The organism is Sphingobacterium sp. UT-1RO-CII-1 (assembly GCF_026711005.1).
Classification (GTDB): domain Bacteria; phylum Bacteroidota; class Bacteroidia; order Sphingobacteriales; family Sphingobacteriaceae; genus Sphingobacterium.
Genome location: NZ_JAPPVJ010000001.1, coordinates 459116 through 481397 on the forward strand (window position 1 = coordinate 459116; position 22282 = coordinate 481397).

The following is a 22282-nucleotide window of genomic DNA, read 5'->3' on the forward strand; positions in this document are numbered from 1 at the left end:
GGGTGAAATTTTAATATTAATAATTTCACCCGTTATAAAATAATTTTAGAAGAGAAAATGGCAAAAACATTAGTAGAGAAGATTTGGGATGCCCACGTTGTACAAAGCAAAGAAGGTTTCCCTGACATTTTGTATATAGACACACACTTAATTCATGAAGTAACCTCTCCGCAAGCCTTTGATGGCTTACGTAAAAGAGGCCTCCCTGTTTTACGCCCTGATCAAACCGTGGCTACTGCAGATCACAACGTACCAACGTTAAATCAACATCTCCCTATTAAGGAAGAACTGTCAAGATATCAAGTTGATATGTTGACAAAAAACTGTAAAGAATTTGGTGTAGAGCTATACGGATTAGGACACCCTTATCAAGGTATTGTACACGTGATAGGTCCAGAATTAGGCATCACCCAACCTGGTAAAACCATGGTATGTGGCGACAGCCATACCTCTACACACGGCGCTTTTGGCGCTATTGCATTTGGTATTGGAACTTCTCAGGTAGAGCAAGTTTTTGCGACGCAATGTTTATTATTGCAAAAACCAAAAACAATGAAAATTGAAGTCAACGGTACACTTGCTAAAGGCGTTGGCGCAAAAGATATTATACTATATATCATATCTAAGATATCCGCGGCAGGTGGAACAGGCTATTTTGTAGAGTACGCAGGATCTGCTATACGTGAATTAAGTATGGAAGGTCGTATGACCATCTGCAATATGAGTATAGAAATGGGTGCACGTGGAGGGCTCATCGCTCCTGACGACACCACCTTTGATTATGTAAAAGGAAGGGAATTTGCTCCAAAAGGTGAAGATTGGGATAAATCCCTAGCTTATTGGAAAACCCTATACTCAGATAAAGACGCCATTTTTGATGCCGTATTAGAGTTTGACGCCGCTGATATTCAACCTATGATTACATACGGCACAAACCCAGGAATGGGTATAGGCATTAACGAAAACATACCATCCGTATCCTCTCAGCCAGAATCAGAACGTCCTTCTTTTAAAAAATCGTTGGAATATATGGGTTTTGAGCATGACAGCTCAGTGCTAGGCCACCCTGTGGATTACGTATTCATAGGTTCATGTACAAACTCTCGCATTGAAGATCTGCGTGAAGTAGCTTCATTTGTGGAGGGTAAAAAGAAAGCTGAAAATGTAGAAGTTTGGATTGTACCTGGCTCTAAGCAAGTAGAAGCTCAAGCGAAAGCAGAAGGTATAGACAAAATATTTGAAGAAGCAGGCTTTCAATTACGCGAGCCAGGTTGTTCAGCATGTCTAGGGATGAATGAAGACAAAATACCAGCAGGAAAATATTGTATTTCAACCTCTAACCGAAATTTTGAAGGCCGCCAAGGCCCTAACGCACGTACTATGCTAGCAAGCCCACTAACGGCAGCAGCAGCAGCAGTATCAGGCAAAATAATGGATATTAGAGAGTTAATATAATAAAGACATGAAGAAATTTGAAAAATTAGTTTCCAAGGTAGTTCCGCTACCTATAGAAAATATAGATACAGACCAAATCATTCCAGCTCGTTTCTTAAAAGCAACGACCCGTGATGGTTTTGGAGATAATTTATTCCGTGATTGGCGGTTTGATGCTGAAAATCAGCCAAAAGCAGACTTTGTAATGAATAACCCAACTTACAGTGGCAAAGTACTGGTAGCAGGTAAAAACTTTGGTTGTGGTTCATCACGTGAGCACGCTGCATGGGCATTACAAGATTACGGCTTTGATGTTGTTATCAGTTCTTTCTTCGCCGACATTTTTAAAGGAAACGCCCTAAATAACGGAGTATTACCTATACAAGTTACAGACGAAGTGCTGGAAAAAATATTTGCATTAGTTTTTGCTGACCCCAACACAGAATTAACGGTTGATTTAGAAGCCGAAAAACTAACATTGAACGCAACAGGAGAATCTTTCGATTTTGAAATAAATCCTTACAAAAAATCATGCTTAATCAATGGCTACGATGATATAGACTATATATTAAGCCATAAAGAAGTAATCGAACAGTTCGAGCAGAACAGATAATGAAGGAACCTTTCGTCCATATCGCCAATTTAAATCTGCAATATGCGGGCATACCCATATTACAAGATTTAAATTGGCAAATAGTAAAAGGAGAACATTGGGTCATCGGAGGAAAAAGCGGTACAGGTAAAACTACCCTAGCTAAAATAATTGCCGGTCAAGAAAAAGCCAATGGGGATGTTTCTATAAACTTTAATAAGAACAGTAACAGCCCTGCTCAAGCCTACTATGTATCGAATTGGTATCAATTTACAAATTTAGAAGGAGAACGTAACTTCTATTATCAACAGCGATACAATAAACATCAACAAAATGATACACTGACAGTCTACGCAGACTTAGTACATTTTGGCGAAAAGCACAATTTAGCTTTTGATCAAGCTGAACCACTTTTATTACAACTAGGATTTGACAATTGTCGCAACACACAACTAATTGAGTTATCCAGTGGTGAACACAAAAAGCTCCAGCTTATTCAAGCTTTATGGCTACGCCCGCAACTATTAATAGTAGACGAACCTTTTACAGGTCTTGACAAAGCTTCAAGAGCAAATCTATTGGAGATATTCGATGATATTGCTGAAAAAGGAACAACTCTATTATTGATTACAAACGATAAGGATCTACCTACAGCAATAAATTGCTACGCAGAGATCCAAAATGGTCAACTGCTGCAAATGGCGAGCGCTGACTCCTTTTCAAAGGATACAGAACGTCAACAAAAGCCACTCCCTTACTTCCTACAAGAACTGCCCAAAGTAAGCAGTAACATCATGGTTGAACTAAAAGATGTTTCTGTGCGCTATGGTGAAAAAGAGGTTTTAAAAAATGTAAGCTGGACCGTTAAAGCAGGTGAAAAATGGTTATTGCAAGGCCCGAACGGCTCAGGGAAATCAACCTTATTAAGTTTATTAACCGGTGATCACCCACAAGCGTACACCGCTAATATCTGGCTGTTTGGGCAAAAAAGAGGAACAGGCGAAAGCATATGGGACATTAAAGAAAAGATAGGCATTATTTCCCCTGAATTGCATTGGTATTTTGATAAAAATGCCACGGTATGGCATAGTGTAGCCTCCGGCTTTTACGATAGTATAGGTTGGTTCATAGATGTTAAACATGAAGAACGAAAAAAAATAGAACAACTTTTGGATTTTTTTGATCTTTTACCAGATAAAAACAAGATACTACACACGCTACCTTTAGGAAAACAACGTTTAGCATTATTAGCACGAACTATTATAAAAAACCCACAGCTGCTCATCTTAGATGAGCCGTGTCAAGGTTTAGATAGAGCGCAAACAGTACATTTTAACGCGGTAGTGGATGAACTCTGTAACTACGGCAAAACACTGATTTATGTAGGACACTACGAGTCGCAACTTCCTGACTGCATAAATCATCGATTAATATTAGAAAAGGGAGAGGTTGTAGACTGCGAAACAGTAAGAGAGCCTATAAAACAATGAAAAAACATTTAGCTATAGGCGTTTTATACGTTTCGGAAAAGCTCATTAAGTTTTAAAACGGAATTTAGAAATGAAGAAAAATATTTTAATTATACCTGGTGACGGTATTGGACAAGAAGTAACCATCTGGGGAAAACAGGTTTTAGAAGCTATTGCGCAAAAATATAACCACGAGTTCACTTTTGACGAAGCTATCATGGGACACGTAGCCATTGAGGCCACAGGCGAACCTTTACCTGATGAAACGCTAGCTAAAGCAAAGACCGCAGACGCTATTCTTTTTGGAGCAATAGGTCATGCAAAATATGACAACGACCCTTCTGCAAAAGTACGCCCTGAGCAAGGTTTATTAAAGATTAGAAAAGAATTAGGCTTATATGCTAACTTACGCCCTATTCTTTTATTTGATGAGCTGTTAGATGCGTCAAGTCTAAAACCTGAAGTGTTACGTGGAACAGATATTTTATTCTTCCGCGAACTAACAGGTGATGTTTATTTCGGAGAAAAGAAGCGTAATGAGGACAACACCTTTGCTTCAGATTTGATGAACTATCACCGTTACGAAGTAGAGCGAATTGCTAGAAAAGCATACGAAGCAGCACGTAGCAGAGGTAAGAAGCTTTGTTCTGTAGATAAAGCAAACGTATTAGAGACTTCACGCTTATGGAGAGAGGTTGTACAAGAACTTGCTTTAGAATACACGGATGTAGAAACCGAACACATGTTTATCGATAATGCAGCAATGCAATTGGTTAAAAATCCGAAGAAGTTTGATGTAGTACTTACGGCTAACCTTTTTGGTGATATATTAACCGACGAGGCCTCACAAATTGCAGGTTCAATGGGTATGCTTGCTTCGGCTTCAATTGGTGACGGAACCGGATTCTTTGAGCCTATACATGGCTCGGCTCATGATATAGCGGGACAAAACAAAGCAAATCCTCTGGCTTCTATCTTATCGGCGGCACTGATGCTAGACATCGCTTTTGGCTTACATGATGAAGCTAAGCAGGTCACACAAGCGGTTGCTAATACCTTAAAAGCAGGCTGGCGCACAGTAGATATTGCGAATGGAGACACAAAAGCAGAAAACATCTTAGGAACAAATGAAATGGGCGCTAAAGTGCTTGAATTTATTAAGTAGAACTAACCAAGGTTGAACATAAAATAGAAAAACTATGTTACACGATCCAAATCACTTATATATTTTTGACACCACATTACGTGATGGCGAACAAGTGCCAGGCTGTCAGTTAACAACTACAGAAAAAGTTGAAATAGCAAAAGACCTAGAACTCTTGGGGGTTGATATCATTGAAGCAGGCTTCCCTGTATCTAGTCCTGGTGATTTTCAATCTGTTGTTGAACTTTCTAAAGCTGTTGATGATGTTATTATCTGTGCGCTTACAAGAGCACACAAAACAGACATTGATGTAGCAGCAGACGCCCTAAAATATGCAAAAAGACCTCGTATTCATACAGGTATAGGAGCTTCAGACATGCATATTCAATATAAGTTTAACTCGACAAGAGAAGAAATACTTGAACGGGCTGTCGCTGCTGTAAAGCACGCCAAATCATACGTAGAAGACGTTGAATTTTATGCAGAAGATGCCGGCCGTGCGGATCTTCCTTTTTTAGCGAAAATGATTGAAGCAGTAATCGCAGCAGGTGCGACTGTTGTCAATATTCCTGATACAAATGGATATTGCTTACCTGATCAATATGGTGCTAAAATAAAATTCTTAACCGAACATGTTAGCAATATTGACCAAGCGATCATCTCGGCACATTGCCATAATGACCTAGGCTTAGCAACAGCGAACTCCATTGCAGCTGTTCAAAACGGAGCCCGTCAAGTAGAGTGTACAATTAACGGCATAGGTGAGCGAGCCGGAAATACATCGCTTGAAGAAGTTGCTATGATTTTAAAGGTACATCAGCAGCATTTCCCGGGCATACACTCCAATATTAACAGTAAAATGTTTACGAGTTTGTCCCAAAAAGTGAGCCGTATGATGCGTATGCCTGTGCAACCAAATAAAGCAATAGTAGGTAAAAACGCATTTGCACATAGCTCGGGAATCCACCAAGATGGCTTCTTAAAGCACCGTGAAAATTATGAAATAATAAGACCGGAAGATGTAGGTCTTGACAGCGCAGACATAATATTAACAGCGCGCTCAGGTCGTCATGCACTAAAACATCATCTTGAACGATTGGGCTATCAATTAGACAAAGATCAACTATCAGAAGTATATGGTCGCTTTTTAACGTTAGCAGATGCTAAAAAAGACCTTAACGACGAAGACTTACAAACTTTAATGCAAGCATAAGTAGAAATAATAACTAGCTAAAAGCTAGTTATTATTTTTTAAGTCTTCTCCATAACCCTAATTTACAAAATGGACTTATCAACCTTAACCATAGATTCAAATCAGGCCGCACAACGTATAAAAGATGTTGTGAGTAGAACACCATTGCAATACAATATACATCTATCAGAAAAGTATGGTGCTGATATTTACCTTAAAAGGGAAGACTTACAAGTTGTACGTTCCTATAAACTTCGGGGGGCTTACAATAAAATTGTGAGCTTATCCTCTAGCGAGCGCCTCCGTGGTGTAACCTGTGCCAGCGCAGGAAACCATGCTCAGGGTGTCGCTTTATCATGTAAAAAATTAGACATAAAAGGAGTAATATTTATGCCTGGCCCTACACCTCGCCAAAAAGTAACACAAACAGAAATGTGGGGGAACGGGAACATAGAAATTATATTAACTGGAGACACCTTTGATGACTGTCAAAAGGCAGCACTAAAGTATACTGAAGAGCACCAAATGACCTTCATTCCACCCTTTGACGACCTAAAAATAATTGAAGGTCAAGGTACAGTTGCTGTTGAAATTCTAGAAGACCTCCCCAACGTGGACGCTGTATTTATACCTATTGGAGGTGGTGGACTATCATCGGGTTTAGGTCTGCACATGAAAAAACATGCGCCTAACGTCCAACTATTTGGTATCGAGCCAGAAGGGGCTCCCTCTATGTTAGCCGCTATTAAAAATAAAGCGCCAATAGAGTTAGAACAGATCAATAAATTTGTCGATGGTGCAGCTGTCAAAAAAGTAGGACAAATAACTTATGAAATTAGCAATCAGGTTCTTGATAGTATTAAAGCTATACCTGAAGGTAAAATATGTACAACTATATTGGAGCTCTACAATAAAGATGCAATAGTTGTTGAGCCTGCAGGTGCGCTATCTATTGCAGCCTTAGAGTTTCATAAAGAGGAAATAAAAGGCAAAAAAATCGTTTGTATTATATCTGGAGGCAACAATGATATAGACCGAATGAGTGAGATAAAAGAAATGTCTTTACTTTATGAGGGTTTTAAACACTATTTTATTGTGAGATTTCCGCAAAGACCCGGAGCGCTTCGTCTACTCGTCACCGAAGTACTGGGGACAAAAGATGATATTACACGTTTCGAATATATAAAAAAGACAGAAAGAGAAAGAGGGCCAGCTTTGATAGGTATCGAACTAAATGATCCAAAAGACTACACATTATTAATTGAACGTATGAAGGCCTATAAATTTGATTTTATAGAAATTAATAAAGACCAAACTCTTTTCGAATATTTAGTATAATAAATTTGTTTGAGTAATAATACTCATTATTACTCAAACAAATTTATATAAAACGAGCTCTTCCCCTACTAACGGTAGCCCAAAAAAACGCCCCTTTTTCTCCTATACCCCTCTGCCACTGGTCAAATAGCTTACCATTTGGTTTCGTTATCGGCATCAAACTAAAACTATCTAAAAAGCTATAGAGCAAGTCTTCTGCACTAAAACCAACCCTAAAGTCCGGCCGTATATCATTGTTTTGTGTAATCATGCAAATATTTCCCCTAGCCACAGAATCTAAAAAAATTAAATTAAGTCTTAGTTCTAACTCTTTTCTACCCCCCCCCCCGACAGCAACTTCTCAAGCGAGAATAAATAAAAATATTTCTTTTCACTACTCAAGGTTATATCTGCACAAACATCTTGATAAAACATTAACAGAAATTCTTCAAGCGCTTTCATTTAATTCTAAATACAATAGTTCCATAATCTAAATATACAAAACACATGTCCAACTACAGTCGTTCAATAATTTGACGATGTTCTTTTTGAGAATTACACGTGAAAATAAATTGATTAATAAGAAACTTGAGCTCGATCTTAAAATTTAATTTATCATAATACAGCTTTAAATTCAGGAATAACAAACTGTTTAATCTACTAAAAAAAAACCATTTTTCACATTAAAAAAGTCAAAAACAAGTCAGTTTGATACAAAGACAATCACTTAATATTTATCGCTAATTTTTAGTAGATTTTAAGCTACAAACACGAATAAAAAGTTATCAACATAGACGCTCATAACAGATAATCAACAACTTGCACTATTAAAGCGTCGGCAGAGCCTATTTAAACAAGCATGGGAACTTGCATGTGGAAAAGTATCATTACCTGTACGGATTAAAATATAAGATATTTGTTACACTTGATCGGGATTCCTCGAATCAAGTAAGTGTTTTAAAACTTCAGGTTCGAGATAGCAATATCTCAAAATTTAAATTTACACCCACATGGCAAGAATCATTAAATTCGAAAAAGATGACTGTGCTCCATGCGCACAAGTATCAGAGTACTTAGATAACAAAGGAATTCGTTACGAAACAGTAAATCCATTCGATCAGCCTGATTTAGCTGCAAAATTTAAAATTAGATCTGTTCCGACGGTACTTGTATTGGAAAACGAAGAGATACAACAACGCATAGTTGGTTTTAAACCAGAAGAACTAGCTTCTATAGCACTTAATTAACAAACAAAAAACCAGAACGATATGGTACATTTATATTACGATTCGAGAACTGGAAATGTCCAACGTTTTATCAATAAAGTTATTCAGATAACAGGTTGGGAAGCACACAAAATAGAAGATAACACTGAAGCGAACGAGTTTGGTCACTTAATTACGTACACTACCAGAATAGGTAGTATACCCGATAAAACCAAACATTTCATGGACGTTAATGCCGAAAAAATATTCTCAGTAACATCAAGTGGAAACACAAACTGGGGTAAAAACTTCGGCTTAGCAGGCAATAAAGTTTCAGAAGGTTATGACATTCCATTAGCTATGAAATTTGAATTATCTGGCACAATGGAAGATATTAATAAATTTATTGACATTATTAAAAATCAATACAATGATAGCAAACGAGGTAGCAAAAAACTGGATACTGCTTAATAATGAAATCATGATTAAGCAAGATGAGGAGTACAGCTTGCATAAAGATAAAGAAGCTGTACGTGCCTATTTCTTGGAGTATGTGAATAAAAACACAGTTTTCTTTTATACGCTGAAAGAAAAAATAGACTATTTAATAGAAAACGAATACTATATAGATTTCTACGAGTGGTTTACTTTTGAACAGATAGAAGAAGTATACGACTATGTTCACGCTAAAAAGTTCCGTTTCCAATCATTCATGGCAGCCTTTAAATTTTTTCAGAGCTACGCTTTACGCGATGACTCCGGAGAGAAATTTCTAGAACGCTATGAGGATCGTATTGTTGCTGTCTCATTATTCTTAGCCCGCCAAGAAGGTGTTAAAAAGGCGCTAGAATATGCTGAAATAATGATCAATCAAGAATATCAACCTGCTACCCCGACATTCTTGAACGCTGGAAAGAAACGTTCCGGAGAATTGGTTTCCTGTTTTCTCGATGAAATAGGAGATAACTTGAATGGTATCGGTTATGCTGTTGATTCTGCTATGAAACTATCTTCAATTGGTGGTGGTGTTTCGTTCAACATATCTAAAATAAGAGCCCGTAGTGAAGCTATAAAAGGGGTGGATGGAAGAGCCGGAGGCGTATTACCAATTATGAAAATAATGGAAGATACTTTTTCCTATGCTAATCAGCTAGGCCAGCGTCCAGGAGCAGGAGCAGTTTACCTTAACATATTCCATGCGGATATCGAAGAGTTCTTAGATTGTAAAAAAATCAATGTTGATGAAAAAGTACGAATCAAATCCTTATCAATAGGCATCATTATACCGGACAAGTTTATGGAACTTGCGGAAAAAGATGAGGCTTGTTACTTGATTTACCCACATACTGTTATGCAGGAGTACGGTCAATATCTTGATGAAATGGATATGGACCTCATGTATGATGAGTTAATCACTAATCCTAACGTCAAAAAGAAAAAAATTAATGCCCGACACCTATTAGTACGTATAGCTCAAACTCAAAAAGAATCAGGCTATCCATATATTTTCTTCAAAGAAAATACAAATAAGGTACATGCGTTAAATGGCATAGGCAAAGTAAAGTTCTCAAACCTATGTACAGAGATTATGCAAGTTTCCGAAGTATCGGACATCAATATCTATGGTAAAGAGGACACCATTAGATACGGTATCTCTTGTAATTTAGGTTCTTTAAACATTGCAACCGTTATGGATAATAAACGCATAAAAGAATCTGTAAAGACGGCGATGCGTGCATTAACGGTGGTGACAGATGTAACCGATATAGAGATGGTTCCAACCATCGCTAAGGCCAACCGCGAGTTACACTCGGTCGGGCTGGGTGCCATGAATTTACATGGATACTTAGCAAAAAGTTTTATCATGTATGAGTCAACTGAAGCGCTCGACTTCGCCAATGTATTCTTTATGGCGATGAATTACTATTCACTAGAAGCTTCTATGGAAATTGCTAAAGAGCGTGGTAAAACATTTGTTGGCTTTGAAAAATCTGCATATGCAGACGGAAGCTATTTTGACACATATACTGACAAAGACTATCTGCCGCAAACAGACAAAGTAAAAGAGCTTTTTGAAGGAATAGACATACCAACACGCCAAGACTGGGAAAATCTAAAAAAACAAGTAGCAGAACACGGCATTTATCATGCTTACCGTTTAGCGATTGCACCTAATCAATCTACTTCATATATCATGAATGCAACGGCTTCTGTAATGCCTATTGTTGATGTTATTGAAGTCCGTGAATATGGAGACAGTACAACGTATTACCCTATGCCATACCTTACAAACGACAACTATTTTTATTTCAAGTCGGCGTATGACATGGATCAATATAAAGTACTAAAATTAATTTCTGTGATACAACGTCATATCGACCAAGGTGTATCGACGATCTTACATACCAACTCAAAAGATTCAACAAGAGATTTAGCCAAGTACTACATTTATGCACATAAACTGGGATTAAAATCTCTTTATTATACACGTACTCGTAAATCAAGTATCGAAGAGTGTATTTCTTGTTCTGCATAAACAAGTACAATAAATTTATTAACATCCTAGACGCTGTATATTAAGCAGATTTAAAAAACTTATATACAGCGTCTATTTAAGAAAATATAAAGTATGAATAAGCTATTTAAAGCTGTCAATTGGAACACCCCAGACAACGATTACGTATTGATGTTCTGGGAGCAAAATATCAAACAGTTTTGGATTGACACTGAATACATCCCTTCAAAAGATATAGATAGCTGGAAAGGTCTAAGCTGGGATATGAAAGAGTGTTATAAAAAAGCACTAGGCGGCTTAACCCTACTAGACACCTTGCAGAGCCATACGGGTATGCCTAAAATTATAGACCATGTAGACTCTTTACAAAATAAGGCCGTTTTATCTTATATGTGTATGATGGAAGCTATCCATGCAAAATCATACTCAACTATTTTTACAACAGTTTCTTCAACCAATGAAATTAATGATGTTTTTGGTTGGGTACAAAAAAACAAATTTTTACAACACAAAGCCAATGTAATAGATAAATACTATCGTGGGATTGATAAAGCAAATCCAAGCGATGAAGAGTTATTTATGGCATTAGCAGCGTCTGTTTTATTAGAATCGTTCTTATTCTACTCTGGCTTTTTCCTACCATTATGGTTATGTGGTCAAGGTCAAATGGTAGCTTCTGCAGACATTATTAAAAAAATCGTTGCTGACGAGTCTATACATGGTGTTTTTGTTGGACTTATAGCTCAAGAAGTTTTTGAAAGATTACCAAATAAAGAAGAAGTTAAAGCTCGATTCCTTGCTATACTCAACGATTTGTACGAGAACGAAGTTAAATATACCGAAGAGTTGTATACTGTAGTAGGCCTAACAGCGGAAGTAAAAGAATATGTAAGGTACAATGGGAACAAAGCATTAATGAATTTAGGCTTCGAACCAATTTTTGAAGTAAAACAAGTGAATCCTATCGTATTAAACGGATTGAACACCGAAACAACTCAACATGATTTCTTCTCTAAAAAATCTACTAACTACGAAAAATCCATGGAAATCGTTCACCTGAAAGACGAAGATTTCAAAATGGATGCATTAGTTGAAATTTAGAAGATTATTCACTCCTAATAAAAAAGTCTCTTTGCCTATAGGCAAAGAGACTTTTTTATTAGCGATCACTCTCGAACAAACTAACAGCCCACATATCACATCAGTAAAAAACAGATTACACAATCGTTTGCTATCACTAAAAATTTACCAAATACAATAACAGACTCTTACTTTAGCAAACACAACTAAAAAGTAAAAAATGAAAAAAATGTTACTTGCACTGTTCTTATCAGGCACACTAAGCTATGGCACGGCTCAATCTGATGCAGATTTAAAGCTATTCGCGAATAAAGAACTAACAAAGCTTCACAAAAAGACTAAAAAACAAGATATTGCCCAAATATCCTCACCGACTTTAAAAGATGTAGCACAGCAATTAGCAAACAAATCATATCAATTACAAGATCGGTTTAAATCCTATGATAGTTATCTCGATCCTAGTATACTAGCAAATCAACAAAAAACGAACGCTTATTCACGCTACGAAAACCCGACAGGTATATATTTTTCAGAAGGAGATGAAGCAATAATATGGGTAGGGAAGAAAGCTCAAAAAGACATTAAACTAATAGTAACCAATTGGGATGATGAACATTTCAAGCAGAGCGAATACCCCCTTGAAGAAGGAATCAACAAGTTCATCATAACAAATAAAGGAAACAGTTATATTCAATATTTTACGTCTGACGGCCGCTCAACCCCTAAGGTCGATATACATATACTATCGGGGAAAGTAAATGGTGTATTTAATCTAGCAAAAGATAATAATACGGTATACAAAAAGCTCCTCGATAACAATCAAGGTAATATTTTAGATATTGTAGGTAAAAAAGTACACCTGGCCTATAGTAAAGCTTCCCTGAAAAAATTCAACCCTGAGCATGGCGTAGAACTGATACAACTTTATGACTCCATCATTAATATCCAACATGAACTTATGGGTTTAGTGAAATATCATAGGGAGCCTAAAAATCATATGTTTGGTCGTGTAATTTGGAAAGGCTTCATGCATGCAGATGGGATAGGCGCCGCTTTTCACGATAACACCATGAAAGACCTTGTTGACCCTAGTAGCCTTCGAAAAAACTCTTGGGGCGTCGCACATGAGTTTGGTCATGTTAACCAGGTTCGCCCAAATATGAAATGGGTTGGCACCACAGAAGTAACTAATAACATCTATTCTGTTTGGACACAGTACATATATAATAGCGAAAGCCCAAAACTAGAACGTGAAAGGTTAAAAGACTACGATGCCCCTATCGCTGGCGGACGTATTAGTGCGTACATGGAGTCGGCTTTCATAAATAAACAACCTTGGTTAACACAAGCCGGCCCAGATCGTTGGGACAGAGAGCGCCCTCGCGATTGGGGCGGTGATCACTTTGTTAAACTTGTGCCTCTTTGGCAACTACAGCTTTATTTCGCAGAAGCAGGTAAAGGTCATGCCTGGGGGAATAAGGACTTTTATGCAGATGTATTTATCAAAGCAATAGATAATCCTATAATAGATGCCGAACAAGATAGCTACTACCAACTAGAGTTTGTGAAAAATGCATGTGATGTATCAAAACTTGATTTAACAGATTTTTTTGAACACTCAGGCATATTGACACCAATTAATCTAATCGTAGACGATTATACAGTTGGTAGAATGAAAATAACTGAAGAAGAGATAAATCAAATAAAAAGATATGCTTCAAAATATCCAAAACCGAGCACTCCTGTACTGCATTACTTAACAGCTAACAGTGTAAAAAGCTACGAAAAACAACTACCTGTAACCGGTATAACCGGACAGGGTTTTGAAAAACAACCAAACCAATTAATTATCGATAATGATCGGTGGAAAAATGCAGTTGCTTTTGAAACGTACACAGGTAATAAACTCATTAAAATAGCTTTTAATGGACTGGGCTCTGACGATGCAAAAACGACAATAGTGCGAGTTCCTGAGGGGGCAACGTCCGTCAAAGCTGTAGGATGGGATGGGACTCGGCTGGATGTAATAAATCTATAAAAAACAGCGTTCTATAAACGTCTAAAACTATATATAGGAGAGTATTTGTCGTAAATACTCTCCTTTTTTATTACTCAACGAAATATCCTTTTACTTTCTTATGCATTGTATAAATTTTAGGATTTAAGCCATCATCAACCAAAATCGGACTAGACTCGTTATTCTCTATAATTGGATTACTAGCGTGTTTCGTCCAATTTAATAAATCACGTGAAAAAGCGATATTTGAATTCCAAAAAACAGGAGATCCCCCTTTATTCCAGTCAGGGTTCGAAGTCGCATGATAAAGCATATAATATACCCCTCCTTTCTTAAAGACTTGATTAGCTGCAATTGCGCCTTTATCATAATCCTCAGGTCCAGGTTGTAAAACAGGTTCATCTTTCAAGTTTTTCCAAACCAGTAAATCTTCTGATGTCGCTAGCCATACCGCTGAATCAATTTTTTCATAAAAAAGATACCATATATCCTCTTCAACAAAAACAGTTGGCGTTCCGTAAGGAGGCGTTATTGTATCTCCTTTTGTTGTAAGAATTGTCAAATCTCCCTTAGATTCCCATTGTAATCCATTCTCTGAAATCAAAAGATGCGCTTTATCATCTGCTCCTTCAGCAAACATATAATATCTATTATTGTGCTTCATAACAAAAACATCCTCTGTCCATTTATCTTTATAAATCGGATTATCAGCATATCTTTCCCATTTAATTCCATCTTCAGATGTAGCATATCCTAAAAACTTCAATTCTGAACTATCTGGATTATAGCCGGTATACCACATTTTATAAAGTCCTTCATCATAAATTATAAATCCTCTCTCCCTTATTTTAGCATCCCAGGTTGTCGAATCAGTCCCTGAAAATAGAATATTATCAGATACTGATATTAAATTTACTTCACCCTTTAACATATCCTTTTCTCCGTCAATATGAGCACAACCGGCAAGAACGACGCTTAACAGCAAAAATACAGTACGTTTAAAATATGTCATCTATATCAAAATGAATAATCTATTACTTAAAAACATAATCTTTCCTTACTCCATTTCAAGATCAAAAGCTTTTGCAATTTTTCTTGGAATATCTATATTTTCCATTTTATGGGAGAAATTATGAGCACCTTTTCCTATAGCATAGATAGGAATATATGAAGCGGTATGCCCCCCTGTTCCCCATGCTAGATTACTCACCTTATTAACTATGCGAACCGCTATCGCTGCAATTTTATCATCATTAGCATATAAACTTTTTTCGGTTTCATTTTTATGATCAATAAAACTTTTCTTATACGCTTGTTCTAATTCTTCCTCTTCTTCTTGGTCTACTTTAATTTTATCAAAAAGTCCGAGATAATCCTTTAAGAATAGCTTCACTTGCTGCCAACTAGCTTGTTCTTTAGATGCTCTTAATTCTCTAATTTTATAAGATAAGTTTTCTTTAGATATCGCCTGATCAGCCATAAACTGCGTATATAGCCCTGACCCTTTATATCCCAAACTCATTCCACCGGTCTCATGATCTGCAGTAACAACAATTAAAGTCTCCTCGGGGTGCTTCTTATAAAAATCATAGGCAACTTCCACTGAAGCATTAAAGTCCAGCACTTCGCGTACAACGGTTGCTCCGTCATTTGAGTGACAAGCCCAATCAATCTTACCTCCTTCTACCATAAGAAAAAAACCATCCTCATTATTATCACTTAATGATTCAATTGCGGCGGCCGTAATATCTCTTAATTTTAAATCATCCGTTTTTTGATCAATAGCAAACGCTAAAGAGCCCGCATCCGTGCCTCGCTCATTCATGTAGATTAACTTTCCAGATTTAGTATTTAACTTATTATAATCTTCTTTCCCATATAAAAGCTTATATCCTGCCTTTTCAAATTGAGGAAAAATAGATGGCATTTTATTGCCGTCAACATCTTCATCTGGTCTTTTAAAGCCCGATCCTCCAAAAAAGTCAAAATCAGATGCAATTAAATCCTGTGCAATTTCATAATACATACTTCTTGATGGACGATGCGCATAAAAAGCTGCTGGTGTTGCATGGTCAATACTAACACTTGTAACAATTCCGACTTTCATTCCTCCTCTTTTAGCAGCATACGCAATACTCGGTAGTGCGACAGTAGCAGAACTATCCATTCCCAAAACACCATTTTTAGTCTTCGCTCCCACGGCTAATGCCGTTCCGCCTGCGGCAGAGTCTGTAATATTATGAGATGAAGAATAAGACGTGGCAAAAGTGGCAAAAGGAAACGTCGAAAAAACTAACGGAAATACAGTATTCCTATCCTCTTGCTGGGCGAGAAATATTTCCGTTAAATTAACCTGATTCAAACCCATACCATCCCCAATCATATAAATGATATACTTAGGACTCTTAGCAAATGATGATAGTACTACAAAAACAGATAGTACTATACTACTCCATATTTTTTTCATTTCAGTTTATTATTATTTAGCATTAGATTAAAAACTCTAAAAACTTCTCTTTACAGAATTTACAATACTTTTATTTAATTGATAAGTTTATTTTTCCTTACACCACTCACATCTGTCTCCACACAAAAAAGGCTCCCACTCAAAGGATATTCTTCTAACTCTTTTTTCGACATTTCCTGCCTTGCAGTAGTGATAAACAAAGTTCTCATATCAGCACCTCCAAAACAACAGGCTGTAACATTGGGTGCCGGTACACTGATCTTTTCCAACAACTCTCCGTTATTAGGATTCCATTTACCAACAGAATATCCCCCATAATGCGCTATCCATAACATACCGTCTTCATCAATAGCCATTCCATCAGGTGCGCCCAGTTCTTCAGGTATACGCACTACATCACCGATTAGTTCTAGAGAAGCATTTTCCCCTTCAAAGCGATAAGCTTTTACTGTCTTCAGTGGCGAATCAATAAAATACATGGTCCGACCATCTTTGGACCACACCAAACCGTTTGCAATTGTTGTCTTCTCAATTTTTGGAACAAAGCCTTTTTCTGTTAACAGATATAAACTTCCTGCCCCTTCCTGAAAATGTAAATCCATTGTTCCAACCCACAGCCGTCCCTTGCTATCAACCCCGCCATCATTTGTTCTACTATTTGGTTTATCGATTTCCAAATCCTTTAATTTCGTTAATTGGCCAGTTTCCAAATCTATTCGGCCAATTCCCCCCTTCATAGCCACAACCAGCTGCTGTTTCGCTGTACTTTCTACCAATAAAGTAACGGGCTCTGCATATGCATATGAACGCATTTGAGCCTCAACTATACAATAGGTATAAACTTCATTTTTTAAAATATCCACCCAACATACAGTCTCTTCATCGGCCAACCATAAAGGACCTTCACCCAACATATCTTCTCCCTCGTATAAAACATTAATTTTTTTCATTATTTTAAACTTTATTTTTCTCTTTCTCTCTCCTAGCCATATAAAAATTTAAACCTATAAACGCCCCTATCAACACTAAGGGTAATTGTAAAGTTTTCATCAACACTTTTGGTCCTGCTATTGTTCTTGCTTCTTCTAAGGCTGTGTATTTTTCTATTCCAGCCCCCGCAATCAAATATTCATGTATATCTGCAAAAGATGGGAGTTCTTCTAAAATAATCGAATCATAATATTCACCCATAAACAATGTATATACAGTAACAGCGAACATTCCTGCTCCCGCCATAAGATTCATACCAAGAGCACCTGTTTTAGGAATATATTCTGCCGAAAAAGCTAACATCGTTGGCCATATATAACATACACCCAGCCCAAAAATAAAGGCAGCGACAAAAATCATATTACCACTTACATTCGCTAAAAGATATAAACCTATGGCAGCTACAACAGTAGAAATTAACAAGACTCTTTCAGGTTTTAAAACCTTCATAACAGGCGCTGCAACGGCCCTCCCAAAAGCCATAATACCAGTAGTTAATGTTAATATCAATATCGGATTATCCGTTACGTTTTTAAGAAGCACATCAATCCACTGTCCTGTAAAAAGTTCGGTAATTGCTGTTCCGAACATACACACTATCATAAACAAAAAAAGAGGTGACAAAATCGATTTATACATCTCTTTTGTAGAAATACCTGCTGATACCCTTTCGGTAACAGGAAAATCAAGCTTAATAAAATAATAGCCATAAAGTAAGGTCGGTAACACCATCGTTCCTACCTGCCATTGCCAATTCAAGCCTATTGCATTAAAAAGAACCACAATCAATGTCCCTATAAAAATTCCTCCAGGAAACCACAGGTGAAAATAGTTAAGCATAGTTGTTCTTTTTTCGGGATATAATGCTGTTACAAGCGGATTACAGGCTGCCTCAACCGAACCATTGGCTATACCGATCAATAATGTAGAAATAAATAAAGACCAATATCCAAGGGCGAAAATTGTCATCAGTATACCAACAATATGAAAAAAGAACGCCAGGATAACCATTCTTTTCATACCAATCATATCAACAACAAAACCACCAATAATTACGGCTAGAGGGAACCCCCAAAAAGCAGTAGCCGTTATCTGACTTAACTCTGCATTACTCAACTGAAAATCAGCGCCCAATTTATTAAGTACACCTGCTCTTATCCCAAAAGACAATGCTGTTACCAACAACGCCAAACAACTTGTTTGGAACAATTTCTTGCGCTGCAGAATAACGTTTACATACGTTTCCATATTAAATCCCTAATAGTTTATTGAATAAATCCCCCGCTCGGTCCACTTGGGCAAAATCATCAAACACCCGATCTGTTACAGGGATGATATGTTCTTGGATGAAACGCGCCCCCTCAGCTGCCCCCACTTCGGGATGTTTAAGTGCACATTCCCACTCTAAAACGGCCCATCCATCATAACCATAACTTGTTAGCTTACTAAAAATCGCTTTAAAGTCAACCTGACCATCACCCAATGAACGAAATCTCCCCGATCGGTCCACCCATTCCGAATACCCGCCATAAACCCCTTGCTTTCCTGAAGGGTTAAACTCAGCATCTTTAACATGAAACATTTTGATCCGTTCATGATAATGATCAATAAAACTTAAGTAATCCATACATTGCAAAAAAAAATGTGAAGGATCATAAAGTATATTAACACGCGGGTGCTGATCTAGCTTATCCAAAAAACGTTCAAAAGTCACCCCATCATGCAGATCCTCTCCTGGATGTAGTTCATAACAGAGGTCGACCCCACACTCATCAAACTGATCTAAAATAGGTCGCCATCGTTTCGCCAATTCCTCAAAGCCGGCTTCTACCAATCCCTTTGGCCGTTGTGGCCAAGGATATACAGTGTGCCATAACAAAGCTCCACTAAACGAACCACAGGCCTTCAATCCAAGATTTTTAGAGGCTTGTGCAGCATAAACCATATGTTCATAAGCCCATTCCTGTCTTGCCTTAAAGTTTTTTTGAACAGAAGAAGGTGCAAAACCATCAAACAGAAAGTCATAAGCCGGGTGCACCGCAATAAGTTGACCGATCAGGTGTGTCGCCAACTCCGTTATTTCCAACCCTTGATCACGTACAACTCCCCGTATTTCATCCGCATAATCTTTACTCTCTGCTGCTAACCTTAAATCTATACATCGTTTATCCCATGCAGGTATCTGAACACCTTTATAGCCTAAACCTTTTGCCCATTTACATATAGATTTCAAATTATTGAATGGTTCTTCATCCGTTAAAAACTGCCCCAGTAAAATAGCTGGTCCTTGAATCGTTTTCATAATCAAAATTTATTTTCAATTAACTCCTCTACCTATTTCCTCCATTCCATCAATGCGACATTTAGCACCTCTTCCACTCTTCTCTTCGCCCCTGATAAATAGACCATACCATGCCCTGGCAACATATAGTCCATCTCCAAATCAACCATTTTCAATAAACTGCCCAGATAATTCTCCCGACAAAAATCTATCGAACCTGACCAACCAAAATCGCCACTTAACTTTGTCCCTATTACATCGCCGCTAATCACAATTCTTTTGCCGCCCAACGTAAAAGAAAAAACGGTACATCCCATACTGTGTCCTGGCATAAGGCGCGCTTCAACCTCCAAGCCAAGAACAGATACTTTCTCACCATCGGCTATAATACGGTCTACCTTAAATGGTGTAAACTTTTTATGATACAGATAAGTACAGCAACGGTTGTCTCCCGCCAGTACCGCTTCAGCAGTTTCTTTTCCTGAAATAAACTCTACTCCGTTCTTTTTTAACAAATATCCGCCACCTGCATGATCAAAATGAGCGTGTGTCAGAAAACAATACTTTATATCTTCCGGACACATACCCCAATAACGAATATTAGCATAAAGCTGCTCCATAGTATCTCCACAACCGGCATCAAAAAGAATAAGACCTTTCTCGGTTTTTACGAGATAAGCATTACAGTCATTCCATATCGCTCCCTCTACATCCGTAGTTAACCCCACTAGATCGCCACTAACCTGATATATTTGATGTAATAATTGCATACTACCTTCTATAAGTTTCTAAAAAAAGGTCATACTCTTTTAACTCATAAGGTGGACATCCCCCTTTCTTGCAGGCTATAAATGCTCCCATCATCGACGCTCTATATAAAGCGACTTTTAAAGGTTCTTTTTTCAGGTGCTGTCGTAAAAAGCCTGCTAAAAAAGCATCTCCGCAGCCAATTGTATCAACTACATCTACAGACACACCTACTATATCAATACGGTCAGTTACTGTATAAAATGATGCGCCTTCTGCGCCTCTAGTGATAATTACCTGTGGTATTTCAAAATGCGACATCAAAAACCGCATCTTTTCTTCTTCATTAGTATGAAGAAGCTCTGTTCGGAAAATCCGGATTACTTCAATAAGCTCCTCTTCATTTATTTTTAATAAGTCAGTATATTGTAATAGCATTCTTAAATGCTCCTCATTATAAAAATTCCCCCGAAGGTTTATATCAAATACCTTAAAGCAATTTGTCTTAAGCAATTCAAATAAGGTATTTCGAGTTACTTTATTCCGACACGACAAACTTCCAAAAACAAGACAATCATCTACACCAAGAATATCAGTCAGCTCATCATCCTTTTCTATGTAATCCCACGCCACTGGCTCTAAAATATCATAAACAACATTCTCTTTATTTGAAGTATCAGCGCGTACCCTTCCTGTCGAATAGTTTTCATTCCGCTGGACAAACCTCGTCTTTATAGACCAACCTCTAAGTAGATCCCACATACGATCACCTTCCTCATCCAATCCCAAACTACTAATGGTATAAACGTCCATACGCTCATCTTTGGCTAGATGATAAGATACATTAAGTGGTGCACCTCCCGGCAGATCCTCTTGATTCACTTCATCCCACAATACTTCTCCAAAACAAAAAACACGACAATCTTTATTCCACATACAAACTAGTTTACAACCAATATTCTTTTATTTTTCTATTCACAAACGTGACACTCCTCTCCAACTGATCCATTCCTTCGACCCCATCTTCAATGCTTATCCAACTATCAAAACCTACAGCTTTTAGTATTGAAAATATACGATCATAATCATTCAGTCCCTTCCCGATCTCCCCATGCCGCAGCACCGAAGCATAGCCTTCACTATTATCTTCCATCCTTCGCAAATCTTCGATAGTTCCGTTTACCAAAAACCTATCACTCGCATGCATTGTTTTCACCCTATGCTTCACACGTACCAACAAATCCAAGGGATCTTCTCCCGCTAAAAAAGTATTACTGGGATCATAATTTACACCGAAATAAGGATCATCAATCTGATCTACAATCTGACAGAAAACAGCTGATTTTTGAGCAAACTCAGGAAACTTCCAAAAGTCATCTTTATAATGATTTTCTAAGATTAACGTTACATCCAAAGTTCGTGCATAATCCAAACATTCGTATATCGAGTCTACTGTTAAATTCACACCGTCAGCAATAGATAGCTCAGGTCTTCTTTGTCCAGAAAGCACTCGACAATAGCTCCCACCCAAGGCATGGGTCATATCAATCCATTCTTTTTGCTTAGCTACTTGTGATGCTCTAAAAGCACGATCCGGATGCGTAAAATCAGGCGAACAGCACATCATCGGTATTTCCAACCCTAAGTCATTTACCTTCTTTCGGAAACCGGACCATCGCCTCCAGTCCTTCATTTCCAAAAAACCGGCATACCATTCTAAACCATCAACTTCAAGCTTAGAAGCTTTATCAATCCATTCATTAAGTGTCATTTCCCCAGTCACACATAGCTCTTTCATAAAAGCTTTCGGGAATACTGCTAATCGAGGCATA

The 22282-nt window shown here is 37.6% G+C and carries 20 protein-coding genes; 11 read left to right on the top strand and 9 right to left on the bottom strand.

Translation table 11 applies throughout. The annotated features are described in order from the left end of the window. Nucleotides 1-57: 57 nt before the first annotated feature. From leuC to ilvA, 6 genes are all read left to right on the top strand, one after another. Nucleotides 58-1455, top strand: a complete 1398-nt coding sequence (leuC, locus tag ORI89_RS01860) for a 3-isopropylmalate dehydratase large subunit (protein ID WP_268228721.1) — start codon at nt 58-60, stop codon at nt 1453-1455. Nucleotides 1456-1462: 7 nt separating this feature from the next. Beyond that, a complete protein-coding gene (gene leuD / locus ORI89_RS01865; RefSeq protein ID WP_268228722.1) occupies nt 1463-2047 on the top strand; it encodes a 3-isopropylmalate dehydratase small subunit in 585 nt (194 codons plus the stop codon). Further along, nucleotides 2047-3516, top strand: a complete 1470-nt coding sequence (locus ORI89_RS01870) for an ATP-binding cassette domain-containing protein (protein WP_268228723.1) — start codon at nt 2047-2049, stop codon at nt 3514-3516. Before leuD ends, ORI89_RS01870 begins: the two co-directional genes overlap by 1 nt. A gap of 70 nt (nt 3517-3586) precedes the next feature. Further along, nucleotides 3587-4660, top strand: coding sequence for a 3-isopropylmalate dehydrogenase (leuB, locus tag ORI89_RS01875; protein ID WP_268228724.1), 1074 nt, complete (start codon nt 3587-3589; stop codon nt 4658-4660). A 34-nt stretch (nt 4661-4694) separates the two neighbouring features. Beyond that, complete coding sequence (locus tag ORI89_RS01880) at nt 4695-5852, top strand: 2-isopropylmalate synthase (RefSeq protein ID WP_268228725.1); 1158 nt, start codon at nt 4695-4697, stop codon at nt 5850-5852. Between the two features lie 69 nt (nt 5853-5921). Then, complete coding sequence (gene ilvA / locus ORI89_RS01885; RefSeq protein WP_268228726.1) at nt 5922-7169, top strand: threonine ammonia-lyase IlvA; 1248 nt, start codon at nt 5922-5924, stop codon at nt 7167-7169. 43 nt (nt 7170-7212) lie between these two features. Here the strand turns inward: ilvA and ORI89_RS01890 are convergent, their stop codons facing one another. Then, nucleotides 7213-7419, bottom strand: a complete 207-nt coding sequence (locus ORI89_RS01890; protein WP_268228727.1) for a hypothetical protein — start codon at nt 7417-7419, stop codon at nt 7213-7215. Between the two features lie 739 nt (nt 7420-8158). Here ORI89_RS01890 and ORI89_RS01895 point away from each other — a divergent pair. From ORI89_RS01895 to ORI89_RS01915, 5 genes are all read left to right on the top strand, one after another. After that, complete coding sequence (locus tag ORI89_RS01895; RefSeq protein WP_268228728.1) at nt 8159-8395, top strand: thioredoxin family protein; 237 nt, start codon at nt 8159-8161, stop codon at nt 8393-8395. 21 nt (nt 8396-8416) lie between these two features. After that, nucleotides 8417-8824, top strand: a complete 408-nt coding sequence (gene nrdI / locus ORI89_RS01900; protein WP_268228729.1) for a class Ib ribonucleoside-diphosphate reductase assembly flavoprotein NrdI — start codon at nt 8417-8419, stop codon at nt 8822-8824. Beyond that, nucleotides 8784-10889, top strand: coding sequence for a class 1b ribonucleoside-diphosphate reductase subunit alpha (gene nrdE, locus ORI89_RS01905; RefSeq protein ID WP_268228730.1), 2106 nt, complete (start codon nt 8784-8786; stop codon nt 10887-10889). The genes nrdI and nrdE overlap by 41 nt, the downstream gene beginning before the upstream one ends. 93 nt (nt 10890-10982) lie before the next feature. Then, complete coding sequence (gene nrdF / locus ORI89_RS01910) at nt 10983-11969, top strand: class 1b ribonucleoside-diphosphate reductase subunit beta (RefSeq protein ID WP_268228731.1); 987 nt, start codon at nt 10983-10985, stop codon at nt 11967-11969. Nucleotides 11970-12168: 199 nt separating this feature from the next. Beyond that, on the top strand, nt 12169-13986 hold the full coding sequence (locus ORI89_RS01915; RefSeq protein WP_268228732.1) for a M60 family metallopeptidase: 1818 nt from the start codon (nt 12169-12171) through the stop codon (nt 13984-13986). A gap of 70 nt (nt 13987-14056) precedes the next feature. On the opposite strand, the gene ORI89_RS01920 is transcribed toward ORI89_RS01915, so the two are convergent. The 8 genes from ORI89_RS01920 to ORI89_RS01955 all read right to left on the bottom strand — a co-directional run bounded on the left by ORI89_RS01920 (nt 14057) and on the right by ORI89_RS01955 (nt 22281). Further along, complete coding sequence (locus ORI89_RS01920) at nt 14057-14977, bottom strand: hypothetical protein (RefSeq protein WP_268228733.1); 921 nt, start codon at nt 14975-14977, stop codon at nt 14057-14059. 45 nt (nt 14978-15022) lie between these two features. Next, complete coding sequence (locus ORI89_RS01925; RefSeq protein ID WP_268228734.1) at nt 15023-16432, bottom strand: alkaline phosphatase; 1410 nt, start codon at nt 16430-16432, stop codon at nt 15023-15025. Nucleotides 16433-16506: 74 nt separating this feature from the next. Next, nucleotides 16507-17382, bottom strand: a complete 876-nt coding sequence (locus ORI89_RS01930) for an SMP-30/gluconolactonase/LRE family protein (protein WP_268228735.1) — start codon at nt 17380-17382, stop codon at nt 16507-16509. 4 nt (nt 17383-17386) lie between these two features. Continuing rightward, complete coding sequence (locus ORI89_RS01935) at nt 17387-18670, bottom strand: MFS transporter (RefSeq protein ID WP_268228736.1); 1284 nt, start codon at nt 18668-18670, stop codon at nt 17387-17389. Between the two features lies 1 nt (nt 18671). Then, nucleotides 18672-19724 carry a sugar phosphate isomerase/epimerase family protein gene (locus tag ORI89_RS01940; protein WP_268228737.1) on the bottom strand — a complete coding sequence of 351 codons (1053 nt, stop codon included), beginning with the start codon at nt 19722-19724 and terminating at the stop codon, nt 18672-18674. A gap of 32 nt (nt 19725-19756) precedes the next feature. Beyond that, the gene (locus tag ORI89_RS01945) at nt 19757-20473 is read right to left on the bottom strand and encodes an MBL fold metallo-hydrolase (protein ID WP_268228738.1); all 717 of its coding nucleotides are present in this window, start codon (nt 20471-20473) and stop codon (nt 19757-19759) included. 1 nt (nt 20474) lies between these two features. Then, complete coding sequence (locus tag ORI89_RS01950; RefSeq protein ID WP_268228739.1) at nt 20475-21386, bottom strand: PfkB family carbohydrate kinase; 912 nt, start codon at nt 21384-21386, stop codon at nt 20475-20477. A gap of 10 nt (nt 21387-21396) precedes the next feature. Next, nucleotides 21397-22281 carry a sugar phosphate isomerase/epimerase family protein gene (locus tag ORI89_RS01955; protein ID WP_268228740.1) on the bottom strand — a complete coding sequence of 295 codons (885 nt, stop codon included), beginning with the start codon at nt 22279-22281 and terminating at the stop codon, nt 21397-21399. Nucleotide 22282: the final 1 nt, after the last annotated feature.

Excerpts from the sequence above, each read along its gene's own strand:
- leuC (WP_268228721.1), top strand. The coding sequence starts at position 58 with ATGGCAAAAACATTAGTAGAGAAGATTTGGGATGCCCACGTTGTACAA.
- leuD (WP_268228722.1), top strand. The coding sequence starts at position 1,463 with ATGAAGAAATTTGAAAAATTAGTTTCCAAGGTAGTTCCGCTACCTATA.
- ORI89_RS01870 (WP_268228723.1), top strand. The coding sequence starts at position 2,047 with ATGAAGGAACCTTTCGTCCATATCGCCAATTTAAATCTGCAATATGCG.
- leuB (WP_268228724.1), top strand. The coding sequence starts at position 3,587 with ATGAAGAAAAATATTTTAATTATACCTGGTGACGGTATTGGACAAGAA.
- ORI89_RS01880 (WP_268228725.1), top strand. The coding sequence starts at position 4,695 with ATGTTACACGATCCAAATCACTTATATATTTTTGACACCACATTACGT.
- ilvA (WP_268228726.1), top strand. The coding sequence starts at position 5,922 with ATGGACTTATCAACCTTAACCATAGATTCAAATCAGGCCGCACAACGT.
- ORI89_RS01890 (WP_268228727.1), bottom strand. The coding sequence starts at position 7,419 with ATGATTACACAAAACAATGATATACGGCCGGACTTTAGGGTTGGTTTT.
- ORI89_RS01895 (WP_268228728.1), top strand. The coding sequence starts at position 8,159 with ATGGCAAGAATCATTAAATTCGAAAAAGATGACTGTGCTCCATGCGCA.
- nrdI (WP_268228729.1), top strand. The coding sequence starts at position 8,417 with ATGGTACATTTATATTACGATTCGAGAACTGGAAATGTCCAACGTTTT.
- nrdE (WP_268228730.1), top strand. The coding sequence starts at position 8,784 with ATGATAGCAAACGAGGTAGCAAAAAACTGGATACTGCTTAATAATGAA.
- nrdF (WP_268228731.1), top strand. The coding sequence starts at position 10,983 with ATGAATAAGCTATTTAAAGCTGTCAATTGGAACACCCCAGACAACGAT.
- ORI89_RS01915 (WP_268228732.1), top strand. The coding sequence starts at position 12,169 with ATGAAAAAAATGTTACTTGCACTGTTCTTATCAGGCACACTAAGCTAT.
- ORI89_RS01920 (WP_268228733.1), bottom strand. The coding sequence starts at position 14,977 with ATGACATATTTTAAACGTACTGTATTTTTGCTGTTAAGCGTCGTTCTT.
- ORI89_RS01925 (WP_268228734.1), bottom strand. The coding sequence starts at position 16,432 with ATGAAAAAAATATGGAGTAGTATAGTACTATCTGTTTTTGTAGTACTA.
- ORI89_RS01930 (WP_268228735.1), bottom strand. The coding sequence starts at position 17,382 with ATGAAAAAAATTAATGTTTTATACGAGGGAGAAGATATGTTGGGTGAA.
- ORI89_RS01935 (WP_268228736.1), bottom strand. The coding sequence starts at position 18,670 with ATGGAAACGTATGTAAACGTTATTCTGCAGCGCAAGAAATTGTTCCAA.
- ORI89_RS01940 (WP_268228737.1), bottom strand. The coding sequence starts at position 19,724 with ATGAAAACGATTCAAGGACCAGCTATTTTACTGGGGCAGTTTTTAACG.
- ORI89_RS01945 (WP_268228738.1), bottom strand. The coding sequence starts at position 20,473 with ATGCAATTATTACATCAAATATATCAGGTTAGTGGCGATCTAGTGGGG.
- ORI89_RS01950 (WP_268228739.1), bottom strand. The coding sequence starts at position 21,386 with ATGTGGAATAAAGATTGTCGTGTTTTTTGTTTTGGAGAAGTATTGTGG.
- ORI89_RS01955 (WP_268228740.1), bottom strand. The coding sequence starts at position 22,281 with ATGCCTCGATTAGCAGTATTCCCGAAAGCTTTTATGAAAGAGCTATGT.